The organism is Tessaracoccus sp., assembly GCF_016714275.1.
GTDB lineage: Bacteria > Actinomycetota > Actinomycetes > Propionibacteriales > Propionibacteriaceae > Arachnia.
Genome location: NZ_JADJNP010000002.1, coordinates 196509 through 218225 on the forward strand (window position 1 = coordinate 196509; position 21717 = coordinate 218225).

A 21717-nucleotide genomic window follows, 5' to 3' on the forward strand; every position below is an offset into this window, starting at 1 on the left:
AGGTCGTTGGACACTACCCCAGCGTCACCGTCTGGATCTTGGCCTCGGCGATAGGTGATGTCTTGTCGTCGCCGTCGACGCCCTGAGCGGCGATCCCGCGTACGACGTCGAGGCCCGCGTCGTCCATGGTGCCGAACACGGTGTACTCCGCCGGGAGATCCGTGTCGTCCCACACGAGGAAAAACTGCGAGCCGCCCGTGTTCGGCGCCTGGCGCTTGGCCATCGCGACCACACCCGCCGGGTAGGTCACGGACTTGTCCACCTCGTCGGGGATCGTGTAGCCGGGGCCGCCAGTGCCGGTGGCGGTCGGGTCGCCGCACTGCAGGATGAAGATGCTGTAGTCGACGAGGCGGTGGCACACCGTGTCGTCGTAGTAGCCCTGCTCTGCCAAAGACGTGAACGAGTTGACGGTGCACGGAGCCTTCGCCCTGTCGAGGGTCAGCGTGACATCGCCCGCGGTCAGCGAAAGGGTCGCGCTCACGGTGCCGGTCGCGGGGACGTCCTTGGTGTCCGGCGGATCGACGGCGCGCGCAGGGTCGCCGTCGGGCGGGTACGCGCAAGCGACGGTCCCCGCGGCCGAGCCGCCGGGATTCGTGTTGTTGGCATCCGCGCACCCCGCGAGCACGAGGGCCGATGCGGCGGCGAGGACGACGGGGAAGGTGGTCAGCGTGCGCACGCGCTCCACTCTGGCATAGATTGGCGGCATGGTCACGCTGAGCAAGATATACACCCGCACAGGCGACAAGGGCACCACGCGCCTCGTCGACAACTCCGAGGTCCGCAAGACGGACCTCCGCGTAGAGGCGTACGGCCACATCGACGAGGCGAACTCCGCCATCGGCGTCGCCCTCGCGCTGGGCGGCCTGCCGGAGCGCGTCGTCGAGATGTTGGGCCTGATCCAGAACGAGCTGTTCGACCTCGGCTCCGACATCGCCAACCCGCTCGACCCCGCCCCGAAGTGGGAGCCGCTGCGGATCGAGCAGCACTGCATCGACCGCCTCGAGGGCTTCTGCGACGAGCTCCAGGACGAGTTGCCTGTGCTCCGCAGCTTCATCCTGCCCGGAGGCTCCCCCGCCGGCGCGCAGCTTCACGTGGCCCGCACGATCGCCCGCCGCGCCGAGCGCGCTGCATGGCGCTGCGCGGAGGAACATGGCTTCGACGCCGTAGGCGGCGTGAACCCGCTGGCCATCACCTACCTGAACCGCCTGTCCGACCTGTTGTTCATCATGAGCCGCGCCGCAAACGGCACCCAACACGAAGTCCTGTGGGTTCCAGGCACCGACCGGGAGAAGCCCTCCCGCCACTGATATCGGTCCTTGAGCCGACGCACGAGGAGCCAGCCGAGTCGTCGAGTCGAAAGGTCCCGCGCCTTCCGCGGCTGCCTGCCCAGGTCTCGGACCTTTCGACACGGGCCCGGCGCTCCGCGCGGGGGCCTCGGGATCCAAGGAACGATGTGGTCCGGCCCGAAGTAACTGGCGTCCAGGGAGTCGGCAAGTCGCGGTTGACACACCGAGCGAGAGCGGGCAGCAGGCAGTCCTGAAGATCGGGTGCGGCCTATTGGCGTCGACAATCAGCGGTCGGTCAGAGGGGCGAGTCAGCGCTGGTCGGGAGGTAATGGCTTCCGGGAGGTGCCGACTCGAGCCAGCTCATCAGCGCCAGCACCTCCTCGGGGGCCATGGAGAGGGCGCTCGCGCGGCCGGAGACCCGGTCGCGGAGCGTGACGATCATCGCGTCCTCGAACAGGGCGATGGCCTCCAGACCGACCGGCGAGCGTTGGTGCACGTACGAGGTCAGTGCCCGGGGAAACACCATCTTGGGGCGCAGGCTGAGCGAGAAGGACCGGAACCACTCCAGGTTCTCGCCGCGGTAGCGGGCGACGCCGAGCATCCACCCGGCGCCGCTGGAGTCCTCGCGCAGGCGGTAGGCGCAATCAAAAAGGCCGCCCTGGCCAGTGAGCCAGCGGCGGCGAAGGTAGAGCAGCGCGAAGGGCAGCAGCGCCACGAAGACGCACACCAGCGTCACGATGACGATGTCCCATGGCATCGGCGCGCTCCCTCCCCAGGTACGCACTCAGGGCAGCCCCTTTCGGGACCGCCCTGAGCGTATTGTTGCTAGCTTGCCGCCTGCTTCGCAGCAGCCTCACCGGCGCGGATCTGCGCCTTGAGTATGCGGAGGCGATGCAGCTCCTGATCGTCGGCCTGGCCTTGATAGGCCTTGGTCGCGATCCCCGCCGCCTCGCGGTGGGCCTCCTCAAGGCCCACTTCGTGACCGAGCAGGATCACCTGGCTGAGGATGGACACGTGGCCGTGCGCCACCGAGATGAACCCGCCGTCAACGGCGATCGACTCGCTCCGGCCGTCGGCCGTGACCACCTCGACGACTCCCGGCACCAGCAGCGCGAACAAGGGCTCGTGACCCGGCAGGATGCCGATGTCACCCTCGACCGTGCGCGCGATGACGTTGATCGCTGTCCCGGACCACACGACCCGGGTCGCGGAGACGACCTCTACTTCGAGCGGTTGGCGCTCCATCCGTCAGTTTTCCTTCTGAATCTTGTCCCAAGCGCGCATGACATCTTCCATGCCGCCGACGTTGAAGAACGCCTGCTCGGCGATGTGATCGACGTCGCCGTTGCAGATCATCTTGAACGACTCGATGGTCTCGGCCAGCGGGACCGTGGAGCCCGGGATGTTCGTGAACTTCTCGGCCATGTAGGTGTTCTGCGACAGGAACTGCTGGATCCGACGCGCCCGGTTGACGACGATCTTGTCCTCTTCGGACAGCTCGTCGATACCGAGGATGGCGATGATGTCCTGCAGCTCCTTGTTGCGCTGCAGGATCTGCTTCACGCGGACCGCGACGTTGTAGTGGTCGTGGCCGATGTACTGCGGGTCCAGGATGCGCGACGACGAGGAAAGCGGATCGACGGCCGGGTAGAGGCCACGCGACGCGATCTCACGCGACAGCTCGGTGGTCGCGTCGAGGTGGGCGAAGGTGGTGGCCGGCGCCGGGTCGGTGTAGTCGTCGGCGGGAACGTAGATCGCCTGCATCGAGGTGATCGAGTGGCCCTTCGTCGACGTAATGCGCTCCTGCAGCTGACCCATCTCGTCGGCCAGGTTGGGCTGGTAGCCCACCGCGGAAGGCATGCGGCCGAGCAGCGTCGACACCTCGGAACCCGCCTGGGTGAAGCGGAAGATGTTGTCGATGAACAGCAGCACGTCCTGGTTCTGCACATCGCGGAAGTACTCCGCCATGGTCAGGGCAGACAGCGCGACGCGGAGGCGGGTGCCCGGGGGCTCGTCCATCTGGCCGAACACGAGCGCGGTGTCCTTGAGGACGCCGGCCTCCTCCATCTCGTTGATGAGGTCGTTGCCCTCACGGGTCCGCTCCCCCACGCCGGCGAACACCGAGGTGCCACCGAAGTTGTGGGCGATGCGGTAGATCATCTCCTGGATGAGGACGGTCTTGCCGACGCCGGCGCCGCCGAACAGGCCGATCTTGCCGCCCTGCACGTACGGGGTCAGCAGGTCGAGGACCTTGATGCCGGTCTCCAGCATCTGGGTGCGCGACTCGAGGGCGTCGAACTTCGGCGCGGGACGGTGGATCGGCCAGCGCTCGGTGATCTCGACGGTGGCGGGATCGGCGTTGAGCACGTCGCCGGTCACGTTCCAGACGTGGCCCTTCGTGACGTCACCGACGGGCACCGAGATCGGCGCGCCGGTGTCGCGCACCTCGGCGCCGCGGCGCATGCCGTCGGTCGGCTTCAGCGCGATGGCACGCACCAGGTTGTCACCCACGTGGAGGGCGACCTCCATGGTCATGGTCCGCTTCTCGCCCATCACCTCGGTGTCGACGAGCAGGGCGTTGCCGATCTCGGGGATCTGATCGCCCGCGAACTCGACGTCCACAACCGGGCCGATGACGCGGGCGACGCGACCGATGCCACCCGCGGTGGCAGGCTTCGTCTCGCTCACAGTGGCAGTCATTTGTTTCCTCATTCGTTTCCGGCTGACTCGGCGAGCGCCGAGGCGCCACCGACGATTTCAGTGATTTCTTGGGTGATCTCGGCCTGACGCGCCTGGTTCGCTTCGCGGGTCAACTGCTCGATCAGGGCCTGTGCGTTGTCCGTCGCCGACTTCATTGCCCGCTGGCGGCTGGCCAGCTCGGAGGCCGCGGACATCTGCAGCGCGAAGAAGATGCGGTTCGCGACGAACATCGGGAACAGGGCATCCAGCACGGTGGTCGGGTCCGGCTCGAACGCGTAGATCGGGTTCGACTGCTCGACCGGGGCCCCGCTGTCATCCAGAGGCAGGTCGTTGGCGTCGACGATCTCGATCGGGAGCAACCGGCGAGGCAGCGGGACCTGCTTGACCATGGAGACGAAGCGCGTGCCGACGGTGTGGAGCTGGTCCACGCCACCCGCCTCGGTATCGGCCAGGAAGGTGGCCGTGAGCACCTCGGCGATCTCTCGGGCATGGGCGTAGGTGGGCCGGTCGGAGAAACCGGTCCAGCTCTGCACGATCGGGATGTTGCGGAAGTCGCAGTAGGCGACACCCTTCTGCCCCGTCACGTACAGGTCGATCTCCTGCCCCTCCGCGGCCAGCTTCGCCCGAAGCTGCTCCGCGGACTTGATGGCGTTGGTCGAGTAGGCGCCCGCCAGGCCCCGGTCGCTGGTGATGACCAGCAGCGCGGAGCGCTTCGGATTCGGCACCGCCGTCACCAGCGGGTGCTTGATCTCATCGTTCGCGTAGGCGAGCGCAGACATCGCGCGGTCCAACTCCAGCGTGTACGGCAGAGCGGCACGGGCCGCCTGCTGGGCCTTGACGATGCGCGACGCCGCGATCAGTTCCATGGCGCGGGTGATCTTCTTCGTCGTCGTAGTGGCACGACGACGCTCTCGAAGCTCGCGCAGACTGCTAGCCATCCGTTAACCCCGCTTCGGACGGGTGATCGTCTCCTGGCCGATCTCCTCGTCACCCAGCGGCGCGTGCTCCTCACGACCGACGAGCAGCTTGCCCTCCGAGGTCCGGAAGAGCTGCCGGAAGTCCGCGAGTGCCGCCAGCGTCGCCGCCTTGCGGTCATCGCCGAACTGGAAGTCGGACGCGATGCCGCTCAGCACGTCGCCGTTGTGGGAGAGGTAGTCGAGGAACTCCTGCTCAAAGCGCAGCACGTCGTCGACGGGAACGTCGTCGAAGTGGCCCTCAATGCCGGCCCAGACGCTGACGACCTGGTTCTCCACCGGGTACGGCGCGTACTGGCCCTGGCGCAGCAGCTCGGTGAGGCGGGCGCCTCGGTCGAGCTGGCGACGGGTGGCCGCGTCGAGGTCGGAGGCGAACATCGCGAAGGCCTGCATGTCGCGGTACTGCGCGAGGCTCAGCTTCAGCGAGCCGGAGACCTGCTTCATGGCCTTGACCTGCGCGGCGCCGCCGACGCGGGAGACCGAGACGCCGACGTCGACCGCCGGGCGCTGATTCGCGTTGAAGAGGTCCGACTGGAGGAAGATCTGGCCATCGGTGATGGAGATCACGTTGGTCGGGATGTAGGCCGACACGTCGTTGGCCTTCGTCTCGATGATCGGCAGGCCGGTCATCGAGCCGCCGCCCAGCTCGTTGGAGAGCTTGGCGCAGCGCTCCAGCAGGCGGGAGTGGAGGTAGAACACGTCGCCGGGGTACGCCTCGCGGCCCGGAGGGCGACGCAGCAGCAGCGACATCGCGCGGTAGGCCTCGGCCTGCTTCGTCAGGTCGTCGAACACGATCAAGACGTGCTTGCCCTGGTACATCCAGTGCTGGCCGATCGCCGAACCCGAGTAGGGGGCGATGTACTTGAAGCCCGCGGGGTCGGACGCCGGGGCGTGCACGATCGTCGTGTACTCCAAGGCGCCGGCCTGCTCGAGCGTTCCGCGGACCTCCGCGATGGTCGAGCCCTTCTGGCCGATGGCGACGTAGATGCAGCGGACCTGCTTCTTCGGGTCGCCGGACTCCCAGTTCGACTTCTGGTTGATGATCGTGTCGATCGCGATGGCCGTCTTGCCGGTCTTGCGGTCGCCGATGATCAACTGGCGCTGGCCGCGGCCGATCGGGATCATCGCGTCGATGGCCTTCAGGCCGGTCTGCAGCGGCTCGCGGACCTCCTGGCGGTCCATGACGCCGGCGGCCTGCAGTTCGAGTGCGCGGCGTCCGTCGATGCCGCTGATCTCGCCGAGACCGTCGATCGGGTTGCCCATGGCGTCCACGACGCGGCCGAGGAAGCCGTCGCCGACCGGGACAGAGAGGACGTCGCCCGTGCCGTGCACGATGGACCCCTCGTCGATGCCCTCAGAGTCGCCGAGGACGACGACGCCGATCTCACGCTCGTCCAGGTTCAGGGCGATGCCCTGGGTTCCGTTCTCGAATCGCAGCAGCTCGTTCGCCATGGCCGAGGGAAGACCCTCGACTCGGGCGATGCCGTCGCCGGAGCTGACGACGGTGCCGACCTCGGTGCGCGAGGCCCCCGCCGGCTCGTACGTCTTGACGAAGTCGTCAAGAGCGCTGCGGATCTCGTCCGGGCTGATGGTGAGTTCAGCCATTGCGTCCTACTTTCTGGATTCTCACAGGTTGATAAGTTGCCGGCGGGCGTCTTCGAGCCGGGCAGCAACGGTTGATTCGTATACATCGTCGCCGAGGGAGACGCTCACGCCACCCAGCACAGCGGGGTCGACGGCGACCTGGAGGGTCACCGGCGCACCGACCTGGGCTTCGAGCGCAGACTTCAGCCGGGCGATCCGGCCCTCGTCCAACTCGCGGGCGACGGTCACCTTCGCGATCCGCTGTCCGGCGAGCTTCGCCGCCATGTCCAGGTAGCCCTGGATGGTGAGGCCAAAGGTCCGACGGCGTGCGTTGACGGCGCGGTTGACCAGCTCGAGCGTGGCGGCCGACACCTTGCCCTGCACCAGCCCGGCGACGAGGCCGCGCTTGGCCTCCACCGGGTAGGCGGGGTTCCGCAGGACCGCCCCGAGGTCGTGGCTCTCCTCGACGAGGAGCGAGACCTGGTAGAGCTCGGAGGTGACCTCGTCCAGCTGCCCGGTGTCACGGGCCTGGCGGAGGGCGAGGCGCACACCCTGTCGGTCGAGCGCCGTGACCAGGGCGTTGCCGCTCCGGTGCGCCGCCTTCACGACGGCCTGCAGCACGCCGAGCGTGGCCGGGGCCACCTTCCCGGCGAACAGGCGCTGGGCGAGCTGTGCCCGCGACTCGTCAGACGACGAGGGATCCGACAGGGATCGACGCAGCATCGGCTGGCCGTCGAGGAGATCGACGACGGCGAACAGCTCGACGGCGGTGGCGGCATCGGTGGCGATGGCGTCAACGGCGGCGTCAAGCTCTGCGATGGCAGCGTCGCGAGCCGTCATCGGGCCTGACCTGCCGTCTCAAGATCGGCGAGGAACCGGTCGATCGTGCGCTGGGCGCGCTCGTCGTCGGTCAGGGACTCGCCGACGATCTTGCCCGCGAGGTCGGTGGCGATGCCGCCGACCTGGCCGCGCAGCTCGACGAGCAGCTGGGAGCGCTCGGCGTCCAGCTGGGCGCGGCCCGCGTCGAGGATGCGTGCTGACTCCTTCTGGGCGGCGTCGCGCGCCTCGGCCAGGATGGTCGCCGACTGGTTCTTCGCGTCCTCGCGGATTCGGGCCGCCTCCTCACGCGCAGCGGTGAGCTGGTGCGTGTAGTCGGCGAGCGCTGCCTCGGCTCGGGCTTCGGCCGCGGCCGCGCGCTGCATGCCGCCCTCGATCTTGTCTGACCGCTCCGCGTACATCTTCTCGAACGAAGGCACGACGAACTTCCACATGATGAGGGTGACCACCAGCGCCAGCACGATGCCGACGATGATCTCGACCGGGTGGTGGGGCGCAAGAGGCCCGAGGTTGATCTCTTGCAGCACCCCAAGAGTGGGGATCATGACGCCGCTCAGAGGACGAACGCGAGGGCGATGCCGATGATGGCGAGCGCCTCAACGACGGCGAAGCCGATGAAGGCGGTGCTCATCATCGCGCCACGGGCCTCGGGCTGACGGGCGGTGCCGTTGATGACCGACGCGAAGATCCAGGCAACGCCGAGCGCCGGCGAGATCGTCGCAATGCCGTAACCGATCATGTTCAGGTTGCCGGTGATTTCGAGGAGGGACAGCATCTTGTTCCTTTCGGATGGCTTCTCGGCTCGGGCGAGCCGGAAGTCGGGTTGGTCAGTGCGCCTCGGCGATCGAGGTCGACACGTATTGGGCGGTCAGAACGGTGAAGATATAGGCCTGCAGGGCGCCGATGAAGAGCTCGAGCAGCAGGATGACGATGCTGAACAGAAGGGAGACACCGCCGGCGACGTTGTAGAAGGTGTTGTCCGCGTAGGTCAGCAGGAACCCGCCGCCGACCACGAACACCAGCACCACGAGGTGACCGGCGAACAGGTTGGCGAAAAGACGGAGCGCCAGCGTCACGGGGCGCGTGATGAACGTGGCGAGGAACTCGAGCGGCATCACGAGCGGGAGCAGGTAACCCGGCACGCCTTCGGGGATCAGCGACTTCCTCAGGAAGCCGAAACCCCACTTCTTGAAGCCGGCCCCCACGTACACGCACCAGGAGAGGAACGCGAGGCCGTAGGCGTAGCCGACGTTCGAGAACGTGGGGTACATGAAGAAGAAGAACTCGCCGAACCAGTTGTTCACGAGGATGAACGAGAACAGCGCGAGCAGGAACGGAAGGAACTTCCGGAAGTCATGGTGCAGGATGTCCCGGGCGATGCCGTTGCGCACGAACTCGTAGACGTACTCGGCGAGGAACTGGCCCTTCGACGGCTTCACCTTGAGGCGGCGCGCCGCGATCCACCAGAGGATGATGACGAGCAGCGCACCGATGACGGCCTGCAGGAACGGCTTGTTCACCCAGTCAGGGGCACCCTGCCACGCGGCCTCAAAGATGAAGTCATGCACGCCCGGCGGCTCGGGACCGCCGCCCTCCATCGGAAGTAGTGCCAAAGTCACGTACCGCTCCCGTATCGTTTGATGATCAAGTAGATGCTGCTAACCAGACCCAAGATGAGGCCCAGCGGCAGCAACCACGAGGTTTTCAGGAAATGGTCACCAACCCAACCCAGTCCCCCGTAGAAAATGATTCCCGCGAGGATGTAGCTCAGTACGACCATGCCGTCCTCGTTCCCCGAGGGGCCAGAACGTTCTGGACCCTTGGGTGGCGAATCGGTGGTGCCCATGTCGGTAGGAGCCTAGCGTAAGAACGCCGCGGTAATCCACATCAATCGTCATCCTGAACAGCGGGCGGCTCGTACTCGTTGTCGTAGACGGGCACCCTCTGCCGGGCCGCGACGAGCACGACGCCGCTCACCCAGGCGAACACCGTTCCTGCGACGCTCGCCACAAGCCAGGGCGGTGAGACAAGGGGCGCGACCTGCGGAAGGCCCAGCAGCAGCCACAGTCCTGCGGCGATTCCGACGACCCGGACCACGTAGCTGACGAGCACAAGGATGAGGCCCTGGGACGACGCCATCTCGGAGGCGACGACCTCCAGCGCCTGCCCGATCCCGTAGAAGACCACGACGGCGGCGAAGCCCAGCGCGGCGGTCAGCGCCGCTCCCGGCCCGCCCATCGCCAACGCAAGGCCGATCACCGTGAACCCGACGACGTGACCCATCACCACCCCGCCCATCATCATCTGGCGCGCCCTGACCGTCGCCGCCGTCACCTTCCGCTCAGCCACGGCCGTCCTCCTGTGTGGTGATGAAGGGGCGGCGAGTGAGGAAAACGAGCAGGACGAGCGCCACGACAACCAATGCCACGACCATCAGCTGACGCGTCAGTGCGATGGCGACGACCCCGAAGGACGCGGCGGCGGTCCACGCATACATCAGGAGCACCGCGCCCCGGTGCGAGTGCCCGCGTTCCAGGAGCCGGTGATGCAGGTGCTGCTTATCGGCCGAGAAGGGGTGCTGCCCGCGCGAGGCCCGACGCACCCAGGCCATCACGAGGTCGAGCAGCGGCAGGGCGAGCACGGCGATCGGCAGGAGGATCGGCAGCAGCGCCGGGAGGACGTCGCTGCCCGACGAAACGGCCCCGGGATCGAGCTGGCCGGTGTAGGAGATCGCGCTCATCGCGACGAGCAGGCCGAGCAGCATGGCGCCGGTATCCCCCATGAACATCTTGGCGGGATGCCAGGTGTGCAGAAGGAACCCGAGCGCGATCCCGCACGTCGCGACGGTCACGAGGCTCGCGGTCGTCGACCGCACCAGCTCCTGCTCGTAGGCGAGGACGTAGGTGTAGGCGAAGAAGGCGCCGGACCCGATCGCGACCACGCCCGCGGCCAGGCCGTCGAGTCCGTCCACCATGTTGACCGCATTGACGCAGAGCGCGATCACGACGACGGTGATCATGATGCTGCTCGCCGGGTCGAGTCCCACGATCCGGTCGGGCAGCGGTATCCAGTACAGCCGCACGCCGCCTGCCACGGCGACGCCGGCGGCGGTGATCTGCCCGGCGAACTTCACGAGCGGCGGCAGGTCGTACTTGTCGTCGAGCACCCCGACGACGCAGATCACGAGGCCTGCCCACAGCACCGCATACGCGTCGTGCGCGACGACGGCGTAGCGGCCGAGGAACGGCATCTGGAGCGCGAGCAGGAACGCGACGGCGAGGCCGCCGAGCATCGCAACCCCGCCGAGGTAGGGGATGGGAAAGGTGTGGACGTCCCGGCTGCGCACCGGCGCGAGCATCCCCGTGCGTACGGCGATGCGGCGGCAGAGTCCTGCCAGCAGATAGGTCACGCCCGCCGCCACCAGCAACACGAGCAGATACTCGCGCATTAGGGCGTTGGCTGCTCGTCGGTCGGGGCGATCAGCTCGGTCGGCTCCTCCGTATCCTCGGCCTTCCCGGGTTCAGGTTCGGTCTCGGGTTCCGGCTCCGGTGCGGGCTCGGCCTTCGCGGTAACCGTCGGCGCGTGCTCCCGGAGCTGCCCGAGAGAGAGGGCGCCGTCGCGCAGGACGACGCCGTCGGGGGTGCTCGCGAAGTCGACGATCGTCGAGGCGACGCCACCCCGCGCCGTCCCGCCGTCAAGGTAGACGGCGACACGGTCGCCCAGCTGGGCGAGGGCCTCCTCGGCGGTGGTCGCGGGAGGCCGCCCGGAGACGTTGGCGGAGCTCACGGCGAGCGGGCCGGTGCGCCGCAGCAGGGCACGGGCGTCGTCGTGATCGGGCACGCGGACCGCGACGGTGCCGCGGGTCTCCCCCAACTCCATCCCGGACTTGGGCTGCGCCTTGAGGATCAGCGTGAGGGCACCGGGCCAGAATGCGTGCGCCAAAGCCTTGGCGGCGTCCGGAACGTCGTCTCCGACGGCGCGCAGCATCGAGGGCTCGGCGATCAGCACCGGTGGCGGCATGTCGCGGCCGCGCTCCTTCGCGTCCAGCAGGCGCTGTACGGCGGCCTTGTCGAAGGCGTTGGCGCCGATTCCGTAGACGGTGTCGGTGGGAAGCACGACGCACTCGCCGTTCGCGACGGCGGCCGCAGCCTCCACGAGGCCGGCCTCTGCATCGGTGTCCAGCGCGAAGACGCGGGGGGTTTCAGTCACGTGGCGATCCTAATCGTCTGTTCCTATCCGGGCGGTCACGAAGCGCGGGCGGCCCGTCAGGTCGGGATGTCCGACGACGTCGGCGAAGCCCGCGGCGGCGAGCAGGCCGATCACCTGGGCCTGGTGCGAGTCGTCGTGTTCGGTGGCGAGCAGGCCGCCGGGCCGCAGCAGCCGCCGCGCGACGTCGGCGACGACGCGGATGGCGTCCAGGCCGTCGGCGCCAGAGAAGAGTGCCATGCCCGGCTCGTGGTCGACGACGTCGCTCGGCAGGAACGGAAGGTGCCCCGTCGGGACATACGGGGGGTTGACGACCACGAGATCGACGGTGCCGTCGAGGTCGGTGAAGGCGTCGGCCATGTCGCCGCGCTCGACCCGCACGGCGCGCCCGGCGAGGTTGCGTTCGAGATAGGCGTGGGCCTCCGGGGACAGCTCGACGGCGTGCAAGTCGACGCCGCCCAGCTCGGTCGACAGCGACGCGGTGATGGCGCCGGACCCGGCACACAGCTCGACGACGCGGCGCCTCCCCGCGGGACGCCCGGCAAGCGCCCTCAGCGCCCAGCCGACCATCTCCTCGGTCTCCGGCCGCGGGATGAAGACACCGGGCCCGACGGCAAGTTCCTCATGGCGGAAGTAGGCGACCCCGGTGAGATGCTGCAGCGGCTCCCCCGCCGCCCGCCGTGCCACAACCAGGTCGATCTCGGCGCGCTGCTCGGGTGTCGGCTGAGGCGCGGCGATCAGGCGCGACACGTCGACCCCCAGGACGTGCGCGACGAGCTGCCGCGCCTCCGGCCCGGGACTCGGCGAGCCGGACGACGCGAGACGCAGCGCCACCTCGTGGGCGGCCTCGCTCACGATCTGACGCCGGCCAGCCGCTCGGCCAGGTCCTGCTCGGCCAACGCGTCGAGGACGGCGGTCAGCGAGCCGTCGAGCACAGCGTCGAGGTTGTGAGCCTTGAAGCCGATCCGGTGATCCGTGATCCGGTTCTCCGGGAAGTTGTAAGTGCGGATGCGCTCTGAGCGGTCGACGGTGCGGACCTGCGACTTGCGGGCGTCCGACGCCGCCGCGGCGGCCTTCTCCTCCGCGACCTGGGTCAGGCGGGCGCGGAGCATGCGCATCGCCGACTCCTTGTTCTGCAGCTGCGAGCGCTCGTTCTGGCAGCTGACAACCACCCCGGTCGGCAGGTGAGTGATGCGCACGGCCGAGTCGGTGGTATTGACGCCCTGACCGCCCGGACCCGAGGCGCGGAACACGTCGATGCGGAGGTCGTCGTCGTTGATCTCGACCTCGTCTGCTTCGACGTCGGGCATGACGAGCACGCCCGCCGCCGACGTGTGGATGCGGCCCTGGGACTCGGTGACGGGGACGCGCTGCACACGGTGCACACCGCCCTCGAACTTGAGCCGCCCGTACGGGCCGAACTCTTGGCCGCCCGTTGCCTTTACGGCGACCGTCACCGACTTGTAGCCGCCGAGGTCGGTCGACTGCTCGTCCAGCACCTCGACCTTCCATCCCACCTGCTCCGCGTACCGGGTGTACATCTTCAAAAGGTCCCCCGCAAAAAGGGCCGACTCGTCGCCGCCTTCGCCGGACTTGATCTCGACCAGCGCGTCCGCGTCGTCGTTGGGGTCACGTGGCGCGAGCAGCCGCGTCAGCCGCTCTGTCGCCGTCGCGAGGCGCGCATCGATCTCGGCGACCTCCTCCGCGAACGATGCGTCGTCGGCGGCGAGCTCGACGGCGGCCTCCCGGTCGTCGGTCAGCCTGCGGTACTCCTCGATCCCCTCGACGATCGGCCGCAGCGCCGCGTACCGGCGCCCCACCTTGCGCGAGCGCGCCAGATCGGCATGCAGCGCGGGATCGGCCAGCTGCGTCTCGAGGTCATGGAACTCGTCGATCAGCGGTTGAGCGTTGTCGAACATCGGGCTCGTCTCTGGTTGCTTCTCGTGGGGGCGTCTATTGGTTTCGACACGACGTACAGAATGACGAACGCCCGGCCGGGTGGACCCAGCCAGGCGTTCGTGGAAGTAGCTACTTCTTCTTGGCGTACCGACGCTCGAACCGTGCGACGCGGCCGCCGGTGTCGAGGATCTTCTGCTTGCCCGTGTAGAACGGGTGGCACTCGGCGCACACATCGGCGCTCATCGTGCCCTTCTTCAGCGTGCTGCGGGTGGTGAACGTGTTGCCGCAGGTGCAGTGCACCTCGGTCTCCACGTAGTCAGGGTGAATGCCCTGCTTCATGATGGATCTCCTTTTGTCAGGTTGCCCGGGTCGCTCGCAAGCGTGAACCGGCGCAAGAGGACATTTTGCCGCTGTTCGCGCGCAAAACCAAGTTCGGTCCGAGTTCACCCCTCCTGGGCGGGCGTCGTCTTGAGCACGCTCAGCAGGAAGTCGTGATTGTTGGCCGTCTTCGCCATGCGCGACTTGAGTGTCTCGAGCGCCGCCTGGTCGTCGAGACCGCTCAGGGCGCGCCGCAGCTTCCAGATGATGTTCAGCTCGTCACGGCCCAGCAGCAGGTCCTCGCGGCGCGTGCTGGAGGCGTCGACATCGATGGCCGGGAAGATGCGCTTGTCCGCCAGCTCGCGGCGCAGGCGCAGCTCCATGTTGCCCGTTCCCTTGAACTCCTCGAAGATGACCTCGTCCATCCGGGAGCCGGTCTCGATGAGCGCCGTCGCGAGGATGGTCAGTGAGCCGCCGTTCTCGATGTTGCGGGCCGCGCCGAAGAACTTCTTCGGCGGGTACAGCGCCGCGGAGTCCACGCCGCCCGACAGGATGCGGCCCGATGCGGGCGCGGCCAGGTTGTAGGCGCGGCCGAGGCGGGTGATGCCGTCGAGCAGCACGACGACGTCATGGCCCAGCTCCACGAGGCGCTTGGCGCGCTCGATGGCCAGCTCTGAGATGGTGGTGTGGTCCTCCGCGGGGCGGTCGAACGTCGACGCGATGACCTCTCCGGAGACGGTGCGCTGGAAGTCCGTGACCTCCTCGGGGCGCTCGTCGACAAGCACGACCATGAGGTGGACCTCGGGATGGTTGGCGGCGATCGCGTTCGAGATCGCCTGCATCACCATGGTCTTGCCTGCCTTGGGCGGCGACACGATAAGGCCACGCTGGCCCTTGCCGATGGGCGCAACGAGGTCGATGATGCGGCCGGTGATCTGGTTCTGCACCGTCTCGATGCGCAGCCGCTCCTGCGGGTACAGCGGGGTCAGCTTCGCGAACTCCGGGCGGCCCTTCGCCTTCTCCGGGTCGTCGCCGTTCACCGAGTCCAGGCGGACGAGCGGGTTGAACTTCTCCTTGCGCTCACCCTCCCGCGGCGTGCGGATAGCGCCGGTGATGACGTCGCCGCGGCGCAGCCCGTAGCGGCGCACGGTCGACATCGCGACGTAGGCGTCCGCGGGACCCGGCAGGTAGCCGGTGGTCCGGACGAAGGCGTAGTTGTCGAGGATGTCGACGATGCCGGAGATCGATGCCAGGACGTCGTCCTCGGCGACGGTCGGCTCGGCCTCCATGCGCTCGAGCCCCTGTCCGCCCCGGCCGGTGCGGCGGTTGGTGCTGCTCCTGTCGCGGTTGCGGCGACGCCGCCCGCGGCGCCCATCGGCATCGTCATAGCCCACGGGCTCCGGCTGCGTGACGGGCTTAGTGGGAGGCACCACGCCCTGGGCGCCCATCGCGGCGTCGAGCAGGTCGCCGACCTCACTGATGACCTCCTGCTGGCCGCCGTTGCGGTCGCGGTCACGGCTCCGGCGGCGGCGGCTGCGCGACGGCGCGGCCTCGCCCTGGTTGTCCTGCGGCGCGCGCTCCGCCGCCTGCTGCGCGGCGGGAGCCTCGGCCTTGGCCTGCTCGGTCTTTGCCTGCTCGGCCTTTGCCGGGCGCTCCTCCTTGACGAGCCGCTCCTGCGTGGCCTCACCTGCCGGGCGCTCGGCCCTGCGCCGCGGGCGCTCCGCCGCGGGGGCGGCGGCCGCGGCGGGGGCCGAGCCCTGGCCGCCCTTTGCCTGAATGGCGGTGACGAGGTCGCCCTTGCGCATCGCGGAGGTTCCCTTGATACCAAGGGAACCGGCAAGGGACTTCAACTCGACCAGCTTCATGCTGCCGAGATTCACGGATTCGCTCAACGAATATCCTTCCATGGTGCCGACCGGCGCGGGTCAGGTATGCAGCGCAGACCGTCGGCGGGTGAAGATGAGGTGATTTCCGAACTGCGTCCGCCCTCCGGGGCAACGGCCTCCAGCGGCGCGTCGGTCAAAACCGATGCAATCCTAGCAAGGCGGCCCGCCTTGGCAAACAATCACGCCAGCTCGGTCAGGACGACGCCGTCCGCGGGCCTCAGCCGACGGACCTCGAAACCCTCCGCGGGGACCTCCCACGCGGCGGCGAGCTGCACCGTCGGTCCGACGGCGATCACCGTTGGGCCGGCGCCGGAGATCGTGGCCGGCACGCCCGCGGCGCGCAGCCGCTGCATCAGGTCGTAGGACTCCGGCATCATCGGCGCCCGGTACTGCTGATGCAGACGGTCGGCGGTGGCGTCGAAGAGCAGGTCGGGGCGCAGCGTCAGGGCCAGCGGCAGCACCGCTGCCGTGATGGCCTGCGCGACGGCGTCCTCGCGGGAGACGCGGTCCGGGAGGAGCGCACGGGCCTCGTCCGTGGAGCACTCGATGTCGGGCACGAACGAGACGGCCTCGAAGTCGTCGGGCAGCGGCAGCTGGACCAGGGACACGCGCCCCTCGCGCGACCAGGCGAGGATCGCGCCTCCCCACGCCGCTGCGCCCGCGTTGTCCGGGTGCCCCTCGACGTCGGTGGCCAACCGCGTGACGACCGCCGGGTCGAGCGGCTCCCCCGGCTTGGCGATCCCCCACGCGAGGGCGAGGCCCGCGACGATGGCGGCCGCCGAGGAGCCGAGGCCGCGTGAGTGCGGGATGGTGTTGTGGCTCGTCAGACGCATTCCGGGGACGGTGACCCCGAATGCAGCGAGGCCGCGGTGGATCGAGGCGACGACGAGGTGTCGCTCGTCGCGAGGCACCTGGCCTGCGCCCTCGCCCGTCACCTCGATCTCGAGGCCGGCGCCGTCGAGGACTTCCAGCGTCAGCTCGTCGTACCAGTCGAATGCCATCCCGACGCAGTCGAAGCCCGAGCCGAGGTTGGCGGTGGTTGCCGGGACGCGAACCGCGAGCCGACGCCCCATCTCAGAAGCCCTCGACCCGCATGACGCGCACCGGCGAACAGACGAAGTCCGCCTCACGCAGCTCGGCGACAACCTTGCCGAGGTTGTCCTCGGAGGTGGCGTGCGTCATGATCCCCAGCCGTGCGGGAAGCTCCTCCGCGCCGTCGACGTCCTCCTGGTAACTCTGCTGGACGACGCGCAGCGACACGTCGTGACTGCCGAAGACGGCCGCGCACCGCGCGAGGACCCCGGGCCGATCCACGACCTCGAGCGTGACGTAGAACTGCGCCGTCGACTCCCCGATGGGAGCCACCGGCCGGGCCGTGTACGCGGCGCCGGAGTGTCCCCGGGTGCCGCGGGTGCGGTTGCGGGCGGCGGTGACGACGTCGCCCATGACGGCGCTCGCCGTCGGGGCCCCGCCTGCGCCCTGGCCGAGGAACATGAGCTCGCCGGCCTCGCGGGAGTTCACGAAGATCGCGTTGCGGGCGCCGGAGACGCTGGCCAGCGGGTGCTTGTTGGAGACCATCGCGGGATGCACCTTGACGATGACCCGCTCCTTGTCGTCGGTCAGCTTCGCGATGGCGAGCAGCTTGATGGTGCAGCCCATCTGCTCGGCGGCGGCGATGTCCTCGGCCGTTACTTTGGTGATGCCCTCGCAGCTGACCTCGTCGAGGGTCACCTCCGTGTGGAAGGCGAGCCCGGCGAGGATCGCGGCCTTGGCCGCCGCGTCGTGACCCTCGACGTCGGCCGTCGGGTCGGCTTCTGCGTAGCCGAGCGCCTGCGCCTCGGCGAGCGCCTCCTCGAAGCCCACGCCGTCGGTGACCATCTTGTCGAGGATGAAGTTGGTGGTGCCGTTGACGATGCCCATCACCTCGGTGATCTCGTCGCCGACCAGGGACTCGCGCAGCGGCCGGATGATGGGGATGGCGCCCGCGACGGCCGCCTCGTAGTACAGGTCGACCCCCTTCGCCTCCGCGGCCTTCGACAGCACGCCCAGCTCGTTGGCGAGCAGCGCCTTGTTGGCTGTGACGACGGAAGCACCGTGCGCGATCGCGGTGGCAAGCAGCGTTCCCGCGGGCTCGATACCGCCGATCAGCTCGACGACGACATCGAGGTCGCCGCGGCTGACGAGCGCCATCGCGTCGGTCGTGAACAGCGCGGGGTCGACGCCCGGCCGCTCGACGTCCTCGCGCCGCACCCCGATCCCGACCAGCTCCAGCCGACGGCCGATGCGCGACTCGAGCGTGTCGCCCTCGGCGAGGATGATCCTCGCCACCTGCGACCCGACCACGCCAGCGCCCAGCAGGGCGACCTTCAGCGGCTTGCTCACTCTCCCACGTCCAATCTCATGAGGTCTTCCAGGGTCTCGCGCCGCAGCATCGTCGAGGTGACGCCGTCCAACACGCTGACCACCGGAGGCTTGGGAACCTGATTGTAGTTACTCGCCATGCTGCGGGCGTACGCGCCCGAACCGGGCACAGCGATGAGGTCGCCGATGGCGATATCGGCGGGAAGGAACACGTCGCGGATGAGGATGTCGCCGCCCTCGCAGTGCTTGCCGACGACACGGCTCAGCACCGGCGGCTGTGACGAGGTTCTGTTCGCGATGATGCCCGAATACTCGGCGGCGTACAGGGCTGGGCGGATGTTGTCGCTCATGCCGCCGTCCACGCTGACGTACAGGCGGGACTTGCCGCCCTCCAACTCGACGAGCTTGATGGTGCCGACACGGTAGATCGCCACGCCTGCTGGCCCGCAGATGGCGCGGCCTGGCTCGATGCTGAGGTGCGGGCGCGCGAGCCCGAAGGCGCGGCACTCATGGTCGATCATCTCCTCGAAGGCGGCAGCGAGGTCGCTCGCGCCCAGCGGCGAGTCGGCGCTGGTGTACGAGATGCCGAAGCCGCCGCCGAGGTCCAGCTCCGGCAGCTCGACGCCGGTCGCGGTGCGGAACTGCGAGGCGAGCTTGAGCGTGCGGCGGATGGCGACCTCGAAGCCGAAGGTCTCGAAGATCTGGGATCCGATGTGGCTGTGGATGCCGCGGAGGTCGAGGTACGGCGAGGCCTGGCAGCGCACGAGCGCGGTCAGCGCTTGACCGCCCATGATGCTGAGCCCGAACTTCTGGTCCTCGTGGGCGGTGGCGATGTACTCGTGCGTGTGGGCCTCGACCCCGGTGGTGACGCGCACCAGCACGGAGGCCCGGTGGCCGCCCGCGGCGCACGCGGCCTCCAGCCGGTTGATCTCGTCGAAGGAGTCGACGATGATCCGCCCGACACCCTTTTCGAGCGCGAACGCGATCTCCTCCTCCGACTTGTTGTTGCCGTGCATGCCCAGGCGCTCCGCAGGCATGCCGCCGGCGAGCGCGATGCGCATCTCGCCCATGGTGGTGACGTCGAGGTTGAGCCCTTCCTCAGCCGCCCAGCGCGCCACGCGGCGGGTCAGCAGCGCCTTGCCCGCGTAGTACACGGACCAGCCGGGAAACGCGTCGCGGAACGCGGCGGCGCGGGCGCGGAAGTCGGCCTCGTCGATCACATAGGTGGGCGTGCCGTGCTCTGCGGCCACGTCGGTGAGCCGCGCCCCACCCACGACGACGACGCCGTCGTCGGCGCGGTGGGTGCCGCGGGGCCAGAGTCTCAGGTCGAGCTCGTTGAGGTCTTCCGGCAACTCCAGCCAGGTCGGCCCGCCCTGCGCGGCGTCGGCATGGATGGACCCCGCGATGTGCATGTGCGTCATGGGGGAACAGCCTGCCAGAGCGGAGCCCCGCACACGTACATGCCAGCCACCCTGACCGCTGTGCGAGCCGAATGCCCGAGGAGGCGAGCCCCTCAGCCGGCCGACACCTCGACCAGCTCCAGGCCGCGCAGGACCAACGCAGCGGGATCGTCGACGGGCTGACCGTCGGCGAGCACGGTCACGCCGCTGCAGGTGGCGCCGAGGCAGTCGTCGTCGAACCGGACGCCCCAGAGCGTGAAGAACTGGCCGAGGGTCGCGTCGTGGTTGCCCTCGCCCTCCAGCCAGACCTCTCCCCCGACGTCGTGGGTGTGCACCGGTGCCTGGATGGCGCGCAGCCGATCGACGCCGATGTGCGCAGGCACCTCGACCGGAGCGCCGTCGACGGTGACCGCGATGCGCAGAATCCACGGGTCGGCGTCGTCGCCCAGGCTGAGTTCGGGGGCGCCTGCTTCCGTGATGTTGCTGATTGCGTCGCGCGGCGCATCCCACGGCGGAGGGGTCTCGCGCATCACCGCCGGAGCGGGCTCCGGGCGCGACACGCAGCCACCGAGCAGCAGCGCCGCGGCGAGCAGGGGGACGATCCAACGCACGCCCAGACCCTACCAACGGCGCTGTTTCTGGATCCCCGTTCTCCGAACCGCGTCGTCGCGACAACCTCACCGTGCGCGGAGACGACACCCTCGCCGGTTGGTGCTAACCTTTCACAGGTCGCTTTCGTCGGCGACGACTGGCCCCCGTAGCTCAGGGGATAGAGCACCGCCCTCCGGAGGCGGGAGCCGAGGTTCGAATCCTCGCGGGGGCGCCAGCCGAATCCAGGACGTGGGAGGCGGGACGTGACGATCGAATCCCCGCCTCGGGTGTCTACCGATGAGCAACTCTTCCGAATCACCGCGCTGTTGGCGACCTTCGTCTTCACCCGCATCCTCATCATGCTGTCGCTGCGGCTCGAGCAGGTCGCGTTCGTGGCCAACGACGTCTCCTACTACACCGCCTATCTGTTCCAGTTCGAGCAGGGCGACATCTCCGCGATGCAGGAGTACCCCCTGCCCGCGGTCTGGATCCTCCAGGCCATCTACACCCTCGGCGGCGGGTGGGAACTCTGGACCCCGTGGTACCGCGCCAGCATGCTGGCGCTCGACTTCATCGTCGCCGCCACGCTCTACCGCCGCACCACGTTCGCCGCCGCGCTGTTCTGGATCCTGTTCACCGGCGCGCAAGGCGCCATCGTCTGGTTCCGGTTCGACCTCATCCCCGCCGCCCTCGTCGTTTGGGCCTGCGTCCTGCTCCTCCGACGTCCAGCCATCTCCGGCGCCCTGCTGGGCCTCGGGGCCGCGATCAAGCTGTGGCCCGCCCTGCTGATCGGGCCGTTCCTGGCGCCTGCCCCCCTTCAGCCCGGCCCCGCCCGACGTCGCCTCCTCGGCTTCGGCGTCGCCGGCTTCGGGCTGGCGTTCGCGTCGCTCGCCGCCGTCGGGTGGGAACGGACCGTCTCCCCCGTTGTGTGGCAGCGGGGACGCGGGCTGCAGATCGAGTCGGTCCCCGCGACGCCGCTGATGTGGCTGCGCACCTTCACGGACAACCCGTCGTGGGACATCAAGCTCTCCGGCTACAACGCGCTCGAGATCGTGGCCGGCTCCCCCGGCGTCGACGCCCTGCTCGCCGTGTCAACGGCGCTCACGGCCGCGACCGTTGTGCTGACCGCGTGGCTGTCGATCCGGCTGATCAGGAACGGCCGCCTCGACGACGCACGACTACAGCCCGCGATCCTCTTCGCCGTCCTCGCGGTCATCCTCGCGATCGTCGTGTCGAACAAGACCCTCTCGCCGCAGTACATCCTGTGGCTGGGCGGCCCCGTGGCCGCACTCCTGCTGACGCGGATGCCGCTGCGCCTGCGCCGCCATGTCCACGTCCAGGCCGTCGCGCTGGTGCTCGTCGGCGCCCTCACCCAACTCAGCTATCCCTGGGGTGCGTACGGCGTCATGGCCATTCCGCTCGGCTCAGGCCCGGAGACCGCCGTGCTCATCCTGCGCAACCTCACGCTGGTCGTGTTGACGGCCCACGCGGTGTGGCTCGCCGCGGTATCCAGTCGCCGTGCGTCGTCAACCGAATCTTCCCTTTATTAGGTAAGCTAACCGGGCAGCCGCAGCCGCCTGCGGGAACTCACACATAGAGGGGATTGTGGCACCGGCCACTAATGCACATGTCTGCACCTGAGTCCAATGACGCGTTTGGGGCCAACTCCTGGCTG

Annotated in this window: 24 protein-coding genes and 1 tRNA gene; 3 read left to right on the top strand and 22 right to left on the bottom strand. The window is 68.7% G+C overall.

Annotated elements, in window-relative coordinates; translation table 11 throughout:
* Window positions 1-13: 13 nt before the first annotated feature.
* Entirely contained in the window at window positions 14-706 is a 693-nt protein-coding gene (locus IPJ61_RS09520) for a peptidylprolyl isomerase (protein ID WP_297108098.1), read from the bottom strand.
* On the opposite strand from IPJ61_RS09520, the gene IPJ61_RS09525 reads away from it, so the two are divergent.
* Window positions 705-1307 carry a cob(I)yrinic acid a,c-diamide adenosyltransferase gene (locus IPJ61_RS09525; RefSeq protein WP_297106228.1) on the top strand — a complete coding sequence of 201 codons (603 nt, stop codon included), beginning with the start codon at window positions 705-707 and terminating at the stop codon, window positions 1305-1307. The genes IPJ61_RS09520 and IPJ61_RS09525 overlap by 2 nt on opposite strands.
* Before the next feature lie 274 nt (window positions 1308-1581).
* Here IPJ61_RS09525 and IPJ61_RS09530 read toward each other — a convergent pair whose 3' ends face one another.
* The 21 genes from IPJ61_RS09530 to IPJ61_RS09630 all read right to left on the bottom strand — a co-directional run bounded on the left by IPJ61_RS09530 (window position 1582) and on the right by IPJ61_RS09630 (window position 20062).
* Window positions 1582-2043: a DUF2550 domain-containing protein gene (locus IPJ61_RS09530; protein WP_297106237.1), complete on the bottom strand. Its 462-nt coding sequence runs from the start codon at window positions 2041-2043 to the stop codon at window positions 1582-1584.
* A 68-nt stretch (window positions 2044-2111) separates the two neighbouring features.
* The gene (locus IPJ61_RS09535; protein WP_297106239.1) at window positions 2112-2531 is read right to left on the bottom strand and encodes a F0F1 ATP synthase subunit epsilon; all 420 of its coding nucleotides are present in this window, start codon (window positions 2529-2531) and stop codon (window positions 2112-2114) included.
* Window positions 2532-2534: 3 nt separating this feature from the next.
* Window positions 2535-3986, bottom strand: coding sequence for a F0F1 ATP synthase subunit beta (atpD, locus tag IPJ61_RS09540; protein ID WP_297106241.1), 1452 nt, complete (start codon window positions 3984-3986; stop codon window positions 2535-2537).
* An 8-nt stretch (window positions 3987-3994) separates the two neighbouring features.
* Entirely contained in the window at window positions 3995-4924 is a 930-nt protein-coding gene (locus IPJ61_RS09545) for a F0F1 ATP synthase subunit gamma (protein ID WP_297106243.1), read from the bottom strand.
* A gap of 3 nt (window positions 4925-4927) precedes the next feature.
* A complete protein-coding gene (gene atpA / locus IPJ61_RS09550; protein ID WP_297106245.1) occupies window positions 4928-6565 on the bottom strand; it encodes a F0F1 ATP synthase subunit alpha in 1638 nt (545 codons plus the stop codon).
* 21 nt (window positions 6566-6586) lie between these two features.
* Complete coding sequence (locus tag IPJ61_RS09555) at window positions 6587-7384, bottom strand: F0F1 ATP synthase subunit delta (protein ID WP_297106247.1); 798 nt, start codon at window positions 7382-7384, stop codon at window positions 6587-6589.
* The gene (locus IPJ61_RS09560) at window positions 7381-7926 is read right to left on the bottom strand and encodes a F0F1 ATP synthase subunit B (RefSeq protein ID WP_297106250.1); all 546 of its coding nucleotides are present in this window, start codon (window positions 7924-7926) and stop codon (window positions 7381-7383) included. The genes IPJ61_RS09555 and IPJ61_RS09560 overlap by 4 nt, the downstream gene beginning before the upstream one ends.
* A gap of 8 nt (window positions 7927-7934) precedes the next feature.
* Entirely contained in the window at window positions 7935-8156 is a 222-nt protein-coding gene (gene atpE, locus IPJ61_RS09565) for an ATP synthase F0 subunit C (RefSeq protein ID WP_297106252.1), read from the bottom strand.
* Between the two features lie 52 nt (window positions 8157-8208).
* Window positions 8209-8979: a F0F1 ATP synthase subunit A gene (atpB, locus tag IPJ61_RS09570; protein WP_459251294.1), complete on the bottom strand. Its 771-nt coding sequence runs from the start codon at window positions 8977-8979 to the stop codon at window positions 8209-8211.
* 17 nt (window positions 8980-8996) lie between these two features.
* Window positions 8997-9227 (bottom strand): hypothetical protein, encoded by a 231-nt coding sequence (locus tag IPJ61_RS09575; protein ID WP_297106256.1) that lies wholly within the window; start codon window positions 9225-9227, stop codon window positions 8997-8999.
* 41 nt (window positions 9228-9268) lie between these two features.
* Complete coding sequence (locus IPJ61_RS09580) at window positions 9269-9730, bottom strand: hypothetical protein (protein WP_297106258.1); 462 nt, start codon at window positions 9728-9730, stop codon at window positions 9269-9271.
* A complete protein-coding gene (locus IPJ61_RS09585) occupies window positions 9723-10829 on the bottom strand; it encodes an MraY family glycosyltransferase (protein ID WP_297106260.1) in 1107 nt (368 codons plus the stop codon). Before IPJ61_RS09585 ends, IPJ61_RS09580 begins: the two co-directional genes overlap by 8 nt.
* Window positions 10829-11590, bottom strand: a complete 762-nt coding sequence (locus IPJ61_RS09590; protein WP_459251275.1) for an L-threonylcarbamoyladenylate synthase — start codon at window positions 11588-11590, stop codon at window positions 10829-10831. The genes IPJ61_RS09585 and IPJ61_RS09590 overlap by 1 nt, the downstream gene beginning before the upstream one ends.
* A 9-nt stretch (window positions 11591-11599) precedes the next feature.
* A complete protein-coding gene (prmC, locus tag IPJ61_RS09595; protein WP_297106262.1) occupies window positions 11600-12442 on the bottom strand; it encodes a peptide chain release factor N(5)-glutamine methyltransferase in 843 nt (280 codons plus the stop codon).
* The gene (prfA, locus tag IPJ61_RS09600; protein ID WP_297106264.1) at window positions 12439-13506 is read right to left on the bottom strand and encodes a peptide chain release factor 1; all 1068 of its coding nucleotides are present in this window, start codon (window positions 13504-13506) and stop codon (window positions 12439-12441) included. Before prfA ends, prmC begins: the two co-directional genes overlap by 4 nt.
* Window positions 13507-13615: 109 nt before the next feature.
* Window positions 13616-13825: a 50S ribosomal protein L31 gene (rpmE, locus tag IPJ61_RS09605; RefSeq protein WP_297106266.1), complete on the bottom strand. Its 210-nt coding sequence runs from the start codon at window positions 13823-13825 to the stop codon at window positions 13616-13618.
* A gap of 104 nt (window positions 13826-13929) precedes the next feature.
* Window positions 13930-15669 carry a transcription termination factor Rho gene (gene rho / locus IPJ61_RS09610; RefSeq protein ID WP_297108101.1) on the bottom strand — a complete coding sequence of 580 codons (1740 nt, stop codon included), beginning with the start codon at window positions 15667-15669 and terminating at the stop codon, window positions 13930-13932.
* A 200-nt stretch (window positions 15670-15869) separates the two neighbouring features.
* The gene (thrB, locus tag IPJ61_RS09615) at window positions 15870-16763 is read right to left on the bottom strand and encodes a homoserine kinase (RefSeq protein ID WP_297106268.1); all 894 of its coding nucleotides are present in this window, start codon (window positions 16761-16763) and stop codon (window positions 15870-15872) included.
* Between the two features lies 1 nt (window position 16764).
* Window positions 16765-18072 carry a homoserine dehydrogenase gene (locus tag IPJ61_RS09620; protein ID WP_297106269.1) on the bottom strand — a complete coding sequence of 436 codons (1308 nt, stop codon included), beginning with the start codon at window positions 18070-18072 and terminating at the stop codon, window positions 16765-16767.
* Window positions 18069-19472: a diaminopimelate decarboxylase gene (gene lysA / locus IPJ61_RS09625; RefSeq protein WP_297106271.1), complete on the bottom strand. Its 1404-nt coding sequence runs from the start codon at window positions 19470-19472 to the stop codon at window positions 18069-18071. The genes IPJ61_RS09620 and lysA overlap by 4 nt, the downstream gene beginning before the upstream one ends.
* Before the next feature lie 92 nt (window positions 19473-19564).
* The gene (locus tag IPJ61_RS09630) at window positions 19565-20062 is read right to left on the bottom strand and encodes a hypothetical protein (protein ID WP_297106273.1); all 498 of its coding nucleotides are present in this window, start codon (window positions 20060-20062) and stop codon (window positions 19565-19567) included.
* Between the two features lie 140 nt (window positions 20063-20202).
* Here IPJ61_RS09630 and IPJ61_RS09635 point away from each other — a divergent pair.
* Window positions 20203-20277: transfer RNA gene (locus tag IPJ61_RS09635), tRNA-Arg, on the top strand.
* Between the two features lie 28 nt (window positions 20278-20305).
* A complete protein-coding gene (locus IPJ61_RS09640) occupies window positions 20306-21592 on the top strand; it encodes a glycosyltransferase family 87 protein (protein WP_297106275.1) in 1287 nt (428 codons plus the stop codon).
* Window positions 21593-21717: the final 125 nt, after the last annotated feature.